Consider the following 15,001-nt stretch of genomic DNA (forward strand, 5'->3'; position numbering starts at 1 on the left):
GCTCATCGTATGCGGGGGCCCTCGCGCCGGATACGGCGACTCCGCCGTCGGGAACGGCCGGGGAACCTTCGGCGCCCGCCGGTCGTCCTTCTCCATGGCGCGGAGCGTTTCGCCGCGCACTCGTAACCGCACATGGGGGACCGACATGTCCGACGACGGCCACGAGCACAAGGGACACGAGGAGACCGGGCACGAGCGGGTGCCCGGCAGACGGCGCAGGCGTTTCCCGGGGATCTCCTCTCGGGCGTACGAGCACCCGGCCGACCGCTCCGCCCTGGTGGCGCTGCGGAAGCTGAGCGGCTTCGACACGGTGTTCAAGGCGCTCAGCGGGCTGCTGCCCGAGCGCAGTCTGCGGCTGCTGTTCCTGTCCGACTCGGTGCGCGTCTCGGACCAGCAGTTCTCCCATCTCCACGACATGCTGCGGGACGCCTGTCACATCCTGGACCTGGAGAAGGTCCCGCCGATGTACGTGGCGCAGGACCCGCAGCCCAACGCGATGTGCATCGGTCTGGACGAGCCGATCATCGTGGTGACCACGGGCCTGGTCGAGCTGCTCGACGAGGAGGAGATGCGGGCGGTCGTCGGCCACGAGGTGGGGCACGCGCTGTCCGGCCACGCGGTGTACCGCACGATCCTGCTGTTCCTCACCAACATCGCCCTGAAGGTCGCCTGGATACCGCTGGGGAACCTCGCGATCATGGCGATCGTCACGGCGCTGCGCGAGTGGTTCCGCAAGTCGGAGCTGTCCGCGGACCGGGCGGGGCTGCTGGCGGGGCAGGATCTGCGGGCCTCGATGCGCGGCCTGATGAAGATCGCCGGTGGCAACCATCTGCACGAGATGAACGTGGACGCGTTCCTCCAGCAGGCCGAGGAGTACGAGGCGGCCGGTGACCTGCGCGACTCCGTGCTGAAGATCCTCAATCTGCTGCCGCGCAGCCACCCGTTCACCACCGTGCGGGCGGCCGAGCTGAAGAAGTGGTCCGAGTCGCGCGACTACCAGCGGCTCATGGACGGCCACTACCCGCGCCGCAGCGGGGACAAGGACGCGTCGGTGTCGGACTCGTTCCGGGAGTCGGCGGCGAGCTACACCGAGGATGTGAAGACGTCCAAGGACCCGCTGATGAAGCTGGTCAGTGATCTGGCGGGCGGCGCGGGAGGCCTCGCCGGCGATCTCGGCGGGCGGGTGCGGCGCGGGTTCGGCGGGTTCACGGGCCCGACGCCGCCGAAGGACGGCCCGGCCTCGGACACGCCGCCGCCGGGCGAGAACGGCTGACCGGACGGGTCCGGGCACCGGGCATGTGAACTGGACGTACGAGCCGGACGTGCGGACCGGACGTGCGGATCAGGCATCTGGGCCGGACGTCGGGCCGGGCGTACGGACCGGGCTCACAGTCTCGGCTGTGCGCTGGTCGCCAGGGTGCCGCACAGGGCGGTGGCGCTGTCGGTGGCGAAGGGGTCGGTGCCGGCCGGGCCGCCCGCCTTGGCGCTCCGGCCGGCGAGCAGCGGATGCAGCCGGTTGGACGAGTCCTCGGCGCAGGACAGCGGCCCGGCCTGGACATAGGAGACGGCGAGCTGGGCCTGGTGCAGCCGCAGGTCCGCGGCGTCGAAGCGGAAGTGCAGCTCACGGCGGACGGTGAACAGGGACACCCGGGCGCCGGCCGGGGCGCCGGTGGGCCGCAGCGCGTAGACGAAGGTGTGGTCGGCGGTGACCTCGAGGGTGGCGGCGTCGGCCTCCTCGGCCCGCAGGGAGCCCTGTACCCGGATCTTGGGATCGGCCAGCGCGGCCTGGGCCGGGTCGAAGCGGACCAGCCAGCCGCTGGGGGTGTGCCGGCCGTCGGCGGCGGGGTGGGCGAAGCTCTCGTCGAACTGGTCGAGCTGCCCGGTGTCGAGCAGGATGCGCACGGGCTGCACCTGCCCGCCGGTGAGCACCGCGGGGTCGAGCGAGGAGTGCACGAGGTAGTCCTTGGCGGTGGTCAGGGCGGTGACGATCTGCCCCTCCGAGAAGTGCGCCGTGCGCCGGGAGGCCGGCAGCGGGATGCCCTCGGCACCGATCCGGAACTGGGCGGCGGGGCTGTGGGCGTAGAGGTACTCGGCGTTCGCCGCGCCGGGGACCTTGCCCTGCGGGGAGAGCGGGATGACGGTCGTCCGGAGCGGTTCGAGGGACCGGCCGGCCTGCGGTGACCGGTAGGGGTGCCGGACGCCCATGTAGATCGCGGTGCCGAAGGCCACGGCGATCAGGACGACGAGGGCCAGGATCTGCCGGGACAGCCCGCGGCGCAGGGACGGGCGACGGCGTACGGCGGGCGCGTGGTCGGCCATGCGCTCCTGGGCGGAGTACTCCTGGAGGCGGGCAGCACGGACGAACGACTCGTCGAAGACGACGGATCGGTATTCGTCCTCCGCACCTCCGGGGCCGCCCTCGGGCGTCCCCTCGGGTGGGTCTCCAGGCCCGCCCATATCTTCAGAGTAGGTCTGGCGGCGCTCAGGTAAACGCCCTGGTACACGACAAGTTCTGACAGGTTCTCAACAGAATCGTGAGACTTCCGTACGGAATGTGACCGGTTCGCCGGTCAGGGGCTGTGCGGGAGTGCCGGGACGGGCGACCGGGAGCGGCCGGCGGAAGCGGAGGGCGCCGCCGCACTGCCCTGCTCCAGCCCGGTGGCGGCGGGCGCCGGCACCCGGTCACGGCTGCCGGAGGAGGAGCCCCGGTAGACGGCGGTGAAGGCCAGCGCGACCATGCCGATGCCCATGACGAGGGCGAGCAGCCAGGCGACCGGCCGGTGCCAGCGGACCTGTTTGCCGTAGCCGGCGGGCGCGCCGTAGCGGTTGTCGAGGTCCTCGAAGCCGTCGGGGCCGGCGAAACCGCGGGCACGGGCGTGGCCGGTCCGGCCGCCGGTGCCGTGGCCGTCGTCGGGGAACTCGTCGTCGGCCGGGGTGCCTCTTCGGCGGGTGCGGCGGGCCTCGGCCTCGGACGCCTCGGCCCTCGCCTCGGCAGCCGCCAGGAGACGTTCGACGGCGGTCGGCTCGTGCACCGTCGCCGCCCGTACGAACGCGTCGTCGAAGACCACGGAGGCGAACTCTTCGTCCGGCACCCCGTGGTCGTGGTCGTCGTCGGGCTCCCAGCCGTCAGGGAACGGCATACCCCCCACGTCCTCCGGCACAGGTCCAGCGTAGTCCCGAGGGGTCAATTTGGGCAGATGACAGGGAAATTCATCCAGCTGGTGAGACCGCCTCCGCACGGCCGGGACGCCGGCGCGCACACCGCCGGAGCGCGGACCGGGCACGGACAGCGGCAGCCGCCTGCGGCATATGCCCTGATTCACGCCCGGTTGCCCACCGCCCCGGTCGGCTCAGCGGCGTACGTGTCCGTCGCCGGTGACGATGTACTTCGTGCTGGTCAGCTCGGGCAGGCCCATCGGGCCGCGGGCGTGCAGCTTCTGGGTGGAGATGCCGATCTCCGCGCCGAAGCCGAACTGGCCGCCGTCGGTGAAGCGGGTGGAGGCGTTGACGGCGACGGTGGTGGAGTCGACCAGCTGGGTGAAGCGGCGGGCGGCCTGCTGGGAGGTGGTCACGATCGCCTCGGTGTGGCCGGAGCTCCACAGCCGGATGTGCTGGACGGCCTTGTCGAGCGAGTCGACGACGCCGGCGGCGATGTCGTAGGACAGGTACTCGGTGTCCCAGTCGTCGGGGGTCGCCTCCACGACGGTGGCCCGGGAGTCCTTGGCGTACGCCAGCACGCGCGGGTCGGCGTGCACGGTCACCCCGGCGTCCGCGAGGGCGTCGAGGGCGCGCGGCAGGAACTCGGGGGCGATGTCCTGGTGGACGAGGAGGGTCTCGGCGGCGTTGCAGACGCTGACCCGCTGGGCCTTGGAGTTGACCAGGATGTCGATCGCCATGTCGATGTCGGCCTGGGCGTCGACGTAGACATGGCAGTTGCCGGTGCCGGTCTCGATGACGGGGACGATGGACTCGCTCACCACGGTCTGGATCAGGGAGGCGCCGCCGCGCGGGATGAGCACGTCGACCAGACCGCGCGCCCGCATCAGCTCGCGCACGCTCTCGCGGCCCTCCCCCGGCACCAGCTGCACCGCGTCGGCGGGCAGCCCGGCGCCGCCGACGGCGTCGCGGATCACCCGGACGAGGGCGGTGTTCGACTCGTACGCGGAGGCCGAACCGCGCAGCAGCACCGCGTTGCCGGACTTCAGGCACAGCGCGGCGGCGTCGACGGTGACGTTCGGGCGGGCCTCGTAGATGATGCCGATGACCCCGAGCGGGACGCGGACCTGGCGCAGGTCGATGCCGTTGGGAAGGGTGGAGCCGCGCACCACCTCGCCGACCGGGTCGGGCAGGGCGGCCACGTCGCGCACGTCGGAGGCGATCGCGCGGACCCGCTCCGGGGTGAGGGTGAGCCGGTCGATGACGGACTCGCTGGTGCCGGCCTCGCGGGCCCTGGCGACGTCCTTGGCGTTGGCCTCGACGATCTCGCCCGTACGGACCTCCAGGGCGTCCGCCACGGCGAGCAGCGCGTCGTCCTTCTCGGCCCGCGGCAGCGGCGCGAGGTCGGCGGCGGCCGCCTTGGCGCGGTAGGCGGCCTGGGCGACCGGTGACATGGAGTCGTACGGCGAAAGCGTGGTCATGAGGGAAGCGTAGTGCGGGGCGCCGGGCTGTCCACGGTTCGTCCCGAACGCCGAGACGCCGGTGTCGTGGGGCGGAAACCGGGCGGGCCCGGGGTCCGGAGGAGCGGGCGCCGACCGGAGGGGGGCGGGCCTCCGTCAGAAGGGGTGGACGCCGACCGGGACGGCGGGCGGCGGCCCGTACCCCTCGGCGACGCGCTGGTGATAGGTCTCGCGGTCGATGACCTCCAGGCCGACGATCTCCCAGGCCGGCAGCCCGGCCGTCTGGCGGTGCTCGCCCCACAGCCGCAGCGCCACGGCGGCCGCGTCGTGCAGGTCACGGGCCTCCTCCCAGTAGCGGATCTCGGCGTGGTCGTTGGCGTAGCGGCTGGTCAGCAGGAAGGGGTGGTCGTGGGCGAGCTGCTCGAGCCCCCGCCGCAGGTCCTTCAGCGGGACCTCGCGCCCGGCGACGCTGAGGGTGACGTGCCACAGCCGGGGCAGTTCGGCCGGCTGCTCGTAGCTGTCCCCCGCCGCGACACTCGTCAGACCACCGCGGGACGCCGCAGCCCCAGGGCGCACTCGTCTCACGACGGGCCTCCTTCTCGTCCGCGATACGGAACCGTCACCGGGATCCGGTCCCGGCAACCGGTTCCCTGGACAAAGTCCAGCAGCCCGCAGGGGCTCGCGGGGCATTTTCGCGGAACGTCCACCGGCCGGGTCGGACGTATCGGCAGATTACGGGTGCGGGACCGTCAGGTCGGCTGCGTGTACGACGTGGCGTTCGTACGCGGCACGCTCCGGTGACCGCGCTGCAACCGAGTTGAAGCGGTCCGCGCACCGGTTCGCCGGGAGCGGGCTGCATGATGGAACCCATGCGAACACAACGTGCGATGCGGACGGCCGTGGCCGCCGCCTGCGGTGCGCTGGTGATGTCCTCGGCGGCGTGCGGCAGTTCGGGCCAGAAGGCCCACGCCGCGACCAGCGACCAGGCGGACCGGACGACACCGCGGACCACGGCACTCAAGCGGATACCCGGCGTGGGCGACCGGCTGTGGAAGCAGGTGCCGGCCGCTTCCCGGCAGGTCGTCACGGTCTACGGCGCGGGCCGGAACTCGGCCGACTCGACCGTCGTGCTCTACACGAAGAGCGGCTCGACCTGGAAGCAGACGAAGTCCTGGGCGGCGCACAACGGCAAACGGGGCTGGACGACGGACCATCACGAGGGCGACAAGCGCAGCCCGGTGGGGGTGTTCACGCTGACCGACGCGGGCGGCGTGCTGGACGACCCGGGCGCCCTGCTGCCGTACACCAAGTCGGCGTCGTTCCAGGCACCGCACTACTGGGACAAGGCGTACTGGCACGACTTCGACTACGTCATCGCCATCGACTACAACCGGGTCAAGGGCACCTCGCCCAGCGACCCGACCCGCCCGGAGGGCCAGTCGAAGGGCGGGAGCATCTGGCTGCACATGGACCACGGCAGCGGTACGTCGGCGTGCGTGAGCCAGCCGAAGGCGGACATGGAGTACCTGCTGCGCACCCTCGACCCCGCGCAGCACCCGGTCGTGGTGATGGGCGACAGGGCGGACCTGAAAGCCTGAGGCGGGAGCTACGGGGGCGCACCGCCCTCCGGTCGCTCCGCCGTCACGGACGCAGCACGACCAGGTCGTCCCGGTGGACGACCTCGCGTTCGTAGGCGGGCCCCAGTTCGCGGGCGAGTTCGCGGGTGGAGCGGCCGATGAGCTGGGGGATCTCCTTGGCGTCGAAGTTCACCAGCCCGCGGGCCACCGCGTTTCCCGCGCTGTCGCGCAGTTCGACGGGCTCACCGGCGGTGAAGTCGCCCTCGACGGACGCGATCCCGGCGGGCAGCAGTGACTTGCGGCGCTGGACGACCGCCTGCACGGCGCCGTCGTCGAGGGTGAGGGCGCCCTGCGGGGTGGAGGCGTGCTGCAGCCACAGCAGCCGGTCCGCGGAGCGCCTGCCGGTGGGGTGGAAGTACGTGCCGGTGTCGTGTCCGGCGAGGGCGGCCGCGGCGTGCACGGCGGAGGTGAGCACCACGGGGATGCCGGCGCCCGTCGCGATCGCGGCCGCCTCGACCTTGGTGACCATGCCGCCGGTGCCGACGCCGGCCTTGCCCGCGCTGCCGATCTCGACGTGCGCGAGGTCCTCGGGGCCCCGGACCTCGGCGATCCGGGAGGTGCCGGGCCTGCTGGGGTCGCCGTCGTAGACGCCGTCGACGTCGGACAGCAGGACCAGCAGGTCGGCGTGGACGAGATGGGCGACGAGGGCGGCGAGGCGGTCGTTGTCGCCGAAGCGGATCTCGTCCGTGGCGACGGTGTCGTTCTCGTTGACGACCGGGAAGGCGCCCATGGCGAGGAGCTCGTCGAGGGTGCGGGCCGCGTTGCGGTGGTGCGCGCGGCGGCTCATGTCGTCGGAGGTGAGCAGCACCTGGCCGACGCGGATGCCGTAGCGGGCGAAGGAGGCCGCGTACCGGGCGACGAGCAGCCCCTGCCCGACGCTGGCGGCGGCCTGCTGCCGGGCGAGGTCGCGGGGGCGGCGGCGCAGGCCCAGCGGGGCGAGTCCGGCGGCGATGGCGCCGGAGGAGACGAGCACGATCTCCCTCTCCCCGCCGCTGCGGCTCTTGGCGAGCACGTCGACCAGGGCGTCGACCCGGTCGGCGTCGAGGCCTCCGGCGGCGGTGGTCAGGGAGGAGGAACCCACCTTGACCACGATCCTGCGGGCTTCACTCGCGGCCTGTCTTGCCCTTGCCACCTTGCTGTCCGTCTCCTCGTCGGTCCGGTTTCCCCAGCCCGAATGTACGCGAGGCGGAGCACGGATCGCCCCTCGGTCCAGCACCCGGACCGCTCCGCCGGATTGACGCCGCGGGCCCGGAAAATCGCCGGCAATCACCTCCGCAGTCGATTATCGGCTATTCATCTCGGCATTTTCGGACATGGCGCGGCAATGGTAAGGAAAGACCGCTCGCCCACATCGGTTCCGGCGGTTGTCCGCCGGACCGGAACCGCCGGCACCCGTCGCCGAATCCGGCGGCGCCCGCTCCGCCGCGGAAGAGCGCACAGCCCGCGGCAGAACGGCCGCCGGACCGCGGACAGCCGCCGCACAGCGTCCCGGCGGGACCGGCGGCGGGCCCTCCGCTCAGCCTCTGTGGTGGCGCCAGCCCGCCCAGGCGGACTCGATCATCTCGTCCAGGTCGTGCCGGGCCGTCCACCCCAGTTCCGCACGGATGCGCTCCGCCGAGGCGACCACGCGCGCGGGGTCGCCGGCGCGGCGCGCGGCCAGTTCGGGCTTCACGTCCCCGCGACCGGTGACCTTGAGGATGCGCTCCACCATCTCCAGCACCGAACTGCCCTCGCCCCGCCCGACGTTGAGGGTGAGCGCGGTACCCGCCGGGGCCTCGGCCAGGTGCCGGGCCGCGGCCAGGTGCGCGGAGGCGATGTCCTGGACATGGATGTAGTCCCGTACGCAGGTGCCGTCCTGCGTGGCGTAGTCGGCGCCGAAGATCCGCGGGGCCTCGCCCGCCTCCAGGCGCTCGAAGACCATGGGGACGAGGTTGGTGACGCCGGTGTCGGCGAGGTCGGGGGCGGCGGCTCCCGCGACGTTGAAGTAGCGCAGGCAGGCGGCGCGCAGGCCGTGGGCGCGGGCGGCGGCGTTGATCAGCCACTCGCCGATCAGTTTGGTCTCACCGTAGGGGTTCATGGGCACGCAGGGGGTGTCCTCCGTGACGAGGTCCACATCCGGCATGCCGTAGACGGCGGCGGAGGAGGAGAAGACGAGCCGTTCGACGCCGGTGGCCGCCATCGCCTCCAGCAGGGTCTGCAGCCCTGTGACGTTCTCCCGGTAGTAGTGGAGCGGGCGCTCCACCGACTCCCCCACCTGCTTCTTCGCGGCGATGTGCACCACGCCGGTCACCCCGTGGTCACGGATCGTCCGCTCCAGGAGGGTGGCGTCGAGCACACTGCCCACGACCAGCGGCACCCCGGCGGGGACCCGTTCGGCGCTGCCCGTCGAGAGGTCGTCGCAGACGACCACACCCGCGCCGCCCGCGACCATGGCACGCACCACATGCGCTCCGATGTACCCGGCACCGCCCGTGACCAGCCAGCTCATCCTCATGCCTTCCGCAGTCTTCGACACTCGACAGCAGACTTGTCCATGCGCCCGGGAAAATCGAGTCCGACATTCTCGACATAGTAGGAAATCCAGGTGAGTCAGGTGACTTGGAAGTGAGTCGGGTGACAGTCGGGAAAGCCGTGCAACCAACCACCGGGGACAACGGTCACAGCAGGTGGACAACGGAGACACCGCCGCCGTTCACCCTCTCGTTACCTCACTCACAGGAACTTCTGGTGAACCCTTATGCTGATTCGGTGGCGTGTCCCGTGTTCAACGGTCCGAAGAGCCAACTCCGCTCTCAGCTCACGCTTACGCGGTCAGTCCCCGGAACAGGTTGAAGGATGCCCAAACTCTCTCTCGTCGTCCCCGCCTACAAAGTCCAGAGCTACCTGGCCGAGTGTCTCGACTCGGTACTCGCACAGGACTACACGGACTTCGAGGTCATCGCCGTCGACGACTGCTCGCCGGACGGCTCGGGAGCCATCCTCGACGAGTACGCGGAACGTGACGCGCGTGTGCGGGTGATTCATCTCGCGGAGAACGTCGGGCTGGGACGCGCGCGCAACGCGGGGATGGAACAGGCCGAGGGCGACTATCTGCTGTTCCTGGACAGTGACGACACCCTGTCCGCCGGCGCGCTCAGGGCGGTGGCCGACCGCCTCGACGCCACCGGGGACCCCGACATCCTCGTCTACGACTATGTGCGCACCTACTGGGACGGCCGGGTCCGGCCCAATCAGCGGGCCGACATCCTCGCGGCCGAGAGCCCGGACGTGTTCACGCTCACCGAGCGGCCGGAGCTGCTGGAGCTGCTGCAGATCGTCTGGAACAAGGCCTACCGGCGGGACTTCGTCACCCGGCACGGCCTCACCTTCCCGCCGGGGTACTACGAGGACGCGCCCTGGACGTTCTGCTCCATGATCAGCGCCGAGCGCATCGCCGTACTGGACCGCGTCTGTGTGCTCTACCGGCAGCGGCGCGAGGGCGGCAACATCCTGAAGACCCGCAGCCGTAAGCACTTCGACGTCTTCGACCAGTACCGCCGGGTCTTCGAGTACGTCGACGCCCACCCCGAACTCGACGTCTGGCGCGGGCCGCTGTTCCGCAAGATGGCCGACCACTACCTGACCGTGCTCGAGCGTCCCGACCGTCTGCCGCACGACGCCCGGGCGGAGTTCTTCCACCTCGCGGCCAAGGACTACAAGGCCCGGCTCCCCCAGGGCCTGTCACGGCCGGCCGGCGGCCGCGGCCACAAGTACGCCATGCTCGAGCGGGACGCGTACGCCAGCATGGTCGGTGCCACCGCCGCGGTGCGGCTCCGCCAGAACGTCAGGACCCGCGCCCGCACCGCCGTGAACCGGTCGAAGCGCAGCGCGATGGGCGTCTTCTACCAGTCCCAGCTGAAGCTGCCGATCGACGAGGACCTGGCGGTGTTCTCCGCCTACTGGAGCCGCAGCGTCTCCTGCAACCCCGCCGCGATCTCCGCCGAACTCGCCCGGCTCGCCCCGCACATCCGGCGTGTGTGGGCCGTCCGGGCGGACGAGGCGGCGCGGGTACCGAAGGGCGTGGAGGTCGTCCGGGTGGGCTCGCGCCAGTACTGGGCCGCCCTCGCCCGCGCCAAGTACCTCGTGAACAACGTGAACTTCGCCGACAGCGTGGTCAAGCGTGAGGGCCAGATCCATCTGCAGACCCACCACGGCACCCCGCTGAAGACCATGGGTCTGGACCAGCGCAAGTTCCCCGCGTCGACCGCCATGGACTTCGACAAGCTCCTCGAGCGCTGCGACCGCTGGGACTTCAGCATCAGCTCCAACCGGTTCTCGACCGCCGTGTGGGAGCGCGTGTACCCCTGCTCGTACACCTCCCTGGAGACCGGCTATCCGCGCAACGACATCCTGGTGAACGCCACCCACGAGGATGTGCGCGCGGCCCGCGCCGGGCTCGGACTCACCGACGGTGCCAAGGCGTTCCTGTACATGCCCACCCACCGCGAGTACCAGCCCGGGTTCACCCCGGCCCTCGACCTCCCTCGCCTCACCGAGGAGCTGGGGCCCGACGCGACCCTGCTGGTGCGCGGCCACTACTTCTACGGCAGCTCCCCGCACGTGGCCGAACTGCAGCGCGCAGGACGGATCATGGACGTCTCGGGCCACCCGCGGGTGGAGGAGCTGTACCTCGCCGCGGACGCGCTGATCACCGACTACTCCTCGGCGATGTTCGACTACGCCGTCCTGGACCGGCCGGTCATCATCTACGCACCCGACTGGGACATCTACTCCGCGGTCCGCGGCACCTACTTCAACCTGCTCGAACAGCCGCCCGGTTCGGTGGCGACCACCCAGGCCGAGCTGATCAGGCTGCTCGCCTCGGACGAGTACGACGGCCCCGACGCGGCCGAGCACCGGCAGGCGTTCCGCAGACGCTTCTGCGAGTACGACGACGGACACGCCGCCGAGCGCGTGGTCCGCCGGGTCTTCCTCGGCGAGGAAACGCCGCTGCCGTTCGTCCCGTTCGCCGAACGCCCCCACGCACCGAACCCCGCCCAGGCACTCGAACTGGTCGAGCGGGCCTGACTCAAGGAAAGGAATCTCACCAAGCCATGGCCCCCCGGCTCAGTGTGATCGTCCCCATCTACAACGTCGAGCGCTATCTGCCCGCCTGCCTGGACTCCCTCGCGGCACAGACCTTCGGTGACATAGAAGTCCTGATGGTCGACGACGGATCGCCCGACGACTCCGCGGTGATCGCGGGCGAGTACGCCGCCCGCGACAGCCGGTTCAAGCTCATCCGCAAGGAGAACGCCGGGCTCGGCGCCGCCCGCAACACCGGCATCGCCCACATCTCCCCCGCCGCGGAGTTCCTCACCTTCGTCGACAGCGACGACGTCATCCCGCCGGACGCCTACCGGCTGATGGTCACCAGCCTCGACGAATCCGGCTCGGACCTCGCCACCGGGAACGTCTTCCACCTCAAGGGCGAGAAGTCCTGGCAGGTCCCGCTGCTGAAAATGCTCGCCGGCGAGGCCCGCAAGCGCACCCACATATCCAGGAACCCCAAGCTGGTCGCCGACCGCATCGCCTGCAACAAGGTCTTCCGGCGCACCTTCTGGGAGGAGCACGGTTTCGCCTTCCCGGAAGGCATCCTGCACGAGGACATCCCCGTCGTGCTGCCCGCCCACTACAAGGCCGAGGCCGTCGACATCATCGGCGAACCGACGTACTTCTGGCGGCTGCGCGAGGGCGAGTCGGCACCCTCCATCACGCAGCGCCGCAAGGAGCCCCAGGCGATCCGCGACCGGGTCACCGCGGTGAGCATGGTCAGCGACTACCTCGCCCAGCAGACCGGCGCGGAGTTCGCCGAGTACAAGCGCCAGTACGACGACCGTGTGCTGCGCGACGACCTGCGGCTGTTCCTGCGAGTGCTGCCGGACGCGACCGCGGAGTTCCACGAGGCCTTCCTCGACGCGGCCAACCACTACCTCGACACCATCGATCCCAAGATCGTCATGGGACTGCCCGCGGATCTGCGGGTCCAATGGCTCCTGGTGCGCAAGCACGCCATGCCCGAGCTGATCGCCCTGCTGGCCTCCCAGCGCCGCAAGGATCCCATCGAGGTGTCCGGCACCTTCCGCAAGTACGCCGGATTCCGCACCCTGGAGGAGAGCGGTCTCGAGCTGCCCAAGGCGGCGCTGCGCATCGACGGCGACCTGGATCTGCGGGCCCCGCTGCGCTCGGTGAGCTGGCAGAACGGCAAACTGCTGCTGACCGGCGACGCCTGGATCGACAAGATAGACATGGCCGGCAGGCGCAGCAGCCTCAAGGTCGTCCAGCTCAAGCGCGACGGCTCCCGCCGCCGTATGTTCCTGGTGGCCAGGAACGTTTACCACCCCGAGTGCACCACCGACTCCGGCCAGAAGCGCTACAACTACGACTGGGCGGGCTGGGAGCTGGAGTTCGACCCTGCCAGGCTACGCAAGGGCGGGGCCTGGCAGGAAGGTCTGTGGCACGTCGGCGTCAACGTCTACGCCTCGGGTCTGATACGGCGCAGCGGTGTCTGGGCGCGCGGCGGTTCCGCGGCCAACTTCCCGCCCTACCAGTGGCTCGACGACGACTTCCGGCTGCTCCCGGTGGTCGAGCGCGGTGCCCTCAAGCTGCGTGTCGAGAAGGTACGCGCGCTGATCACCGGCCGTCGTCTGGCCGGTGACGTGGTGGAGATAGACGGCGAGATACGCACCGGGCTCACGTCGGGCGAGACGCTGACCCTGCGACTGAGCAACGCCAGGGGCGGGGAGACACGCACGTACGCCGCCGAGGTGACGCAGGACAGCTCGAAGACGGCCTTCCGGGCCCGGGTACCGCTCGCCGACGTGGCCCTCCTCGGCACCGACAGCGTCGATGACCAGGCCCAGCCGACGCGCCGGCTGTGGAGCACCGCCCTGCTGGCCACCGCGGAGGACGGCACGGAACGCCAGTTCGGCAGTGTGGTGCGCGACGGCCTGGAAGACCTCAGCTTCGATCTGCCCACCTCCTTCGGCCAGGCCGGTGCCCACCGGGAGATCGCACTGGTCTCCGGCAGCAACGGCTACTTCAAGATCGTCGGCCGCACCCGCCGTGCCGTGATCACCGGCGTCGGGGTCGAGGACGGCCGGATCACCGTGCGCGGCCGGGCCTCCCGGGCGCTGGCCGGGTCCGATCTGGTCCTCAAGGCGAGCAACCGCTTCGACGAGCGCAGGACACCGGTGGAGTGGGCCGACGACGCCACCTTCTCCGCGGCTTTCGACCCGTCCGTGATGGGCGGCTCCGGTCTGGTGCCGCTGAAGGCCGGCCGCTGGAACCTGCTGCTGCGCGGCCAGGACACCGAGGTGCCGGACACCGAGTTCGTCATCGACCGGCTCGCCATCCGCCAGTTCCCGCTGCAGGCCGAACTGAACGGGCGCCGCTACTGGTTCGAGAACCGCTGGGACGACTTCCCGCAGCTCAACTGCCGTTCCGAGCTGAGCGACCTGGAGCGCGGCCCCTACCGCCAGCTCCAGCTGCGGCGCGAGGTGTACGAGCCGCTGTGCCGGGAGCCCCTGCGCGACCAGGTGTTCTTCCTCAGCTACAACGGCAAGCAGTACTCCGACAGCCCGCGCGCGATGCACGAGGAACTGCTGCGCCGCGGAAGCGACATGAAGTTCCTGTGGGCGGTGCGCGACAGCCAGGTGGTCCTGCCGCCGACGGCCGAGAAGGTCCGTATGTGGGGCCGTGAGTGGTTCGAGGCGCTGGCCTCGTCCCGGTACATCGTCACCAACGGGCATCTGCCCGAGTGGGTGGTGCGCCGTCCCGGCCAGGTGATCGTGCAGACCTGGCACGGCACCATGCTGAAGAAGATCGGCCACGACATCGAGACCCTCTACTTCGACCGCGAATACCAGAGCCGTCTGGCGCTGGAGGCGAAGAACTGGAGCCTGCTGGTCTCGTCCAACAGGTTCTCCACCCCGATCCTCAAGCGGGCCTTCTCCTTCGACGGGGAGATCCAGGAGGCGGGTTACCCGCGCAACGACTATCTCTACGCGCCGGACAAGGCGAAGATCGCCGACAAGGTCCGGGAGGAACTGGGCCTGCCCAGCGACAAGAAGATCGTGCTGTACGCGCCGACCTGGCGCGACGACCAGTCGCACAGCGCCGGCCAGTACCTGTTCGACCTGCGGATCGACCTCGACGACGCGCGCAGGCGCCTGGGCGACGACCACATCCTGCTGATCCGGCGTCATTCCAACGTCGTGGACCTCGTGCCCGGCGCGGGCAACGGTTTCGTATGGGACGCCTCGGAGTACCCGGACATCGCCGATCTGTACCTGGCCGCGGACATCATGATCACCGACTACTCGTCCGTGATGTTCGACTACGCGCACCTGAAGCGGCCGATGCTGTTCTTCACGTACGACCTGGAGCACTACCGCGACACGCTGCGCGGGTTCTACTTCGACTTCGAGAAGGACTCTCCCGGCCCGCTGATCTCCACCTCCGAGGAACTGGTCACCGCGATCCGGGACATCGACAAGGTCTCCGCCGAGTACCAGGACCGGTTCGAGAGGTTCCACCACCTCTTCTGCGACCTGGACGACGGCCATGCCTCGGCCAGGGTCGTGGACCGGATGCTGGAGCAGGCCAGGGAGTCCTGACCGAACGGGGACGAGGTCCACGACGTTGGAATGACGCCGGATCAGCAGGATGTGGTCGTCGCCCAGGCGCCTGCGCGCGTCGTCGAGGTCG

The 15,001-nt window shown here is 70.5% G+C and carries 10 protein-coding genes; 4 read left to right on the forward strand and 6 right to left on the reverse strand.

The genetic code is table 11. The features are described from left to right. The first annotated feature begins 145 nt into the window (after positions 1 to 145). Positions 146 to 1,273 (forward strand): M48 family metallopeptidase, encoded by a 1,128-nt coding sequence (locus ABZ862_RS10695; protein WP_360955573.1) that lies wholly within the window; start codon positions 146 to 148, stop codon positions 1,271 to 1,273. A gap of 113 nt (positions 1,274 to 1,386) precedes the next feature. Here ABZ862_RS10695 and ABZ862_RS10700 read toward each other — a convergent pair whose 3' ends face one another. The 4 genes from ABZ862_RS10700 to ABZ862_RS10715 form a co-directional block, all read right to left on the reverse strand. Then, positions 1,387 to 2,457, reverse strand: a complete 1,071-nt coding sequence (locus ABZ862_RS10700; RefSeq protein WP_360955575.1) for a hypothetical protein — start codon at positions 2,455 to 2,457, stop codon at positions 1,387 to 1,389. A gap of 113 nt (positions 2,458 to 2,570) precedes the next feature. Further along, positions 2,571 to 3,140 (reverse strand): hypothetical protein, encoded by a 570-nt coding sequence (locus ABZ862_RS10705; protein ID WP_360955577.1) that lies wholly within the window; start codon positions 3,138 to 3,140, stop codon positions 2,571 to 2,573. Between the two features lie 210 nt (positions 3,141 to 3,350). Next, positions 3,351 to 4,637: a glutamate-5-semialdehyde dehydrogenase gene (locus ABZ862_RS10710; RefSeq protein ID WP_360955579.1), complete on the reverse strand. Its 1,287-nt coding sequence runs from the start codon at positions 4,635 to 4,637 to the stop codon at positions 3,351 to 3,353. 135 nt (positions 4,638 to 4,772) lie between these two features. After that, on the reverse strand, positions 4,773 to 5,192 hold the full coding sequence (locus tag ABZ862_RS10715) for a hypothetical protein (protein ID WP_360956073.1): 420 nt from the start codon (positions 5,190 to 5,192) through the stop codon (positions 4,773 to 4,775). A gap of 293 nt (positions 5,193 to 5,485) precedes the next feature. On the opposite strand from ABZ862_RS10715, the gene ABZ862_RS10720 reads away from it, so the two are divergent. Further along, positions 5,486 to 6,214, forward strand: coding sequence for a L,D-transpeptidase family protein (locus tag ABZ862_RS10720; RefSeq protein WP_360955581.1), 729 nt, complete (start codon positions 5,486 to 5,488; stop codon positions 6,212 to 6,214). 43 nt (positions 6,215 to 6,257) lie between these two features. On the opposite strand, the gene proB is transcribed toward ABZ862_RS10720, so the two are convergent. Both proB and galE read right to left on the reverse strand, forming a co-directional pair. Beyond that, positions 6,258 to 7,385 carry a glutamate 5-kinase gene (gene proB, locus ABZ862_RS10725; RefSeq protein ID WP_360955583.1) on the reverse strand — a complete coding sequence of 376 codons (1,128 nt, stop codon included), beginning with the start codon at positions 7,383 to 7,385 and terminating at the stop codon, positions 6,258 to 6,260. A 384-nt stretch (positions 7,386 to 7,769) separates the two neighbouring features. Next, positions 7,770 to 8,741, reverse strand: a complete 972-nt coding sequence (galE, locus tag ABZ862_RS10730) for a UDP-glucose 4-epimerase GalE (RefSeq protein WP_360955585.1) — start codon at positions 8,739 to 8,741, stop codon at positions 7,770 to 7,772. Positions 8,742 to 9,088: 347 nt separating this feature from the next. Between galE and ABZ862_RS10735 the strand changes: the two genes are divergently transcribed. Both ABZ862_RS10735 and ABZ862_RS10740 read left to right on the forward strand, forming a co-directional pair. After that, positions 9,089 to 11,320 (forward strand): CDP-glycerol glycerophosphotransferase family protein, encoded by a 2,232-nt coding sequence (locus tag ABZ862_RS10735; protein WP_360955587.1) that lies wholly within the window; start codon positions 9,089 to 9,091, stop codon positions 11,318 to 11,320. Between the two features lie 26 nt (positions 11,321 to 11,346). Beyond that, a complete protein-coding gene (locus ABZ862_RS10740) occupies positions 11,347 to 14,910 on the forward strand; it encodes a CDP-glycerol glycerophosphotransferase family protein (RefSeq protein ID WP_360955589.1) in 3,564 nt (1,187 codons plus the stop codon). Positions 14,911 to 15,001: the final 91 nt, after the last annotated feature.

It is taken from the genome of Streptomyces sp. NPDC047000, assembly GCF_040644295.1.
GTDB lineage: Bacteria > Actinomycetota > Actinomycetes > Streptomycetales > Streptomycetaceae > Streptomyces.

Bases quoted from the DNA above. Each gene is read 5' to 3' on its own strand.
- ABZ862_RS10705 (WP_360955577.1), bottom strand. From the start codon at position 3,140: ATGCCGTTCCCTGACGGCTGGGAGCCCGACGACGACCACGACCACGGG.
- ABZ862_RS10695 (WP_360955573.1), top strand. From the start codon at position 146: ATGTCCGACGACGGCCACGAGCACAAGGGACACGAGGAGACCGGGCAC.
- galE (WP_360955585.1), bottom strand. From the start codon at position 8,741: ATGAGCTGGCTGGTCACGGGCGGTGCCGGGTACATCGGAGCGCATGTG.
- ABZ862_RS10740 (WP_360955589.1), top strand. From the start codon at position 11,347: ATGGCCCCCCGGCTCAGTGTGATCGTCCCCATCTACAACGTCGAGCGC.
- ABZ862_RS10720 (WP_360955581.1), top strand. From the start codon at position 5,486: ATGCGAACACAACGTGCGATGCGGACGGCCGTGGCCGCCGCCTGCGGT.
- ABZ862_RS10735 (WP_360955587.1), top strand. From the start codon at position 9,089: ATGCCCAAACTCTCTCTCGTCGTCCCCGCCTACAAAGTCCAGAGCTAC.
- ABZ862_RS10710 (WP_360955579.1), bottom strand. From the start codon at position 4,637: ATGACCACGCTTTCGCCGTACGACTCCATGTCACCGGTCGCCCAGGCC.
- ABZ862_RS10700 (WP_360955575.1), bottom strand. From the start codon at position 2,457: ATGGGCGGGCCTGGAGACCCACCCGAGGGGACGCCCGAGGGCGGCCCC.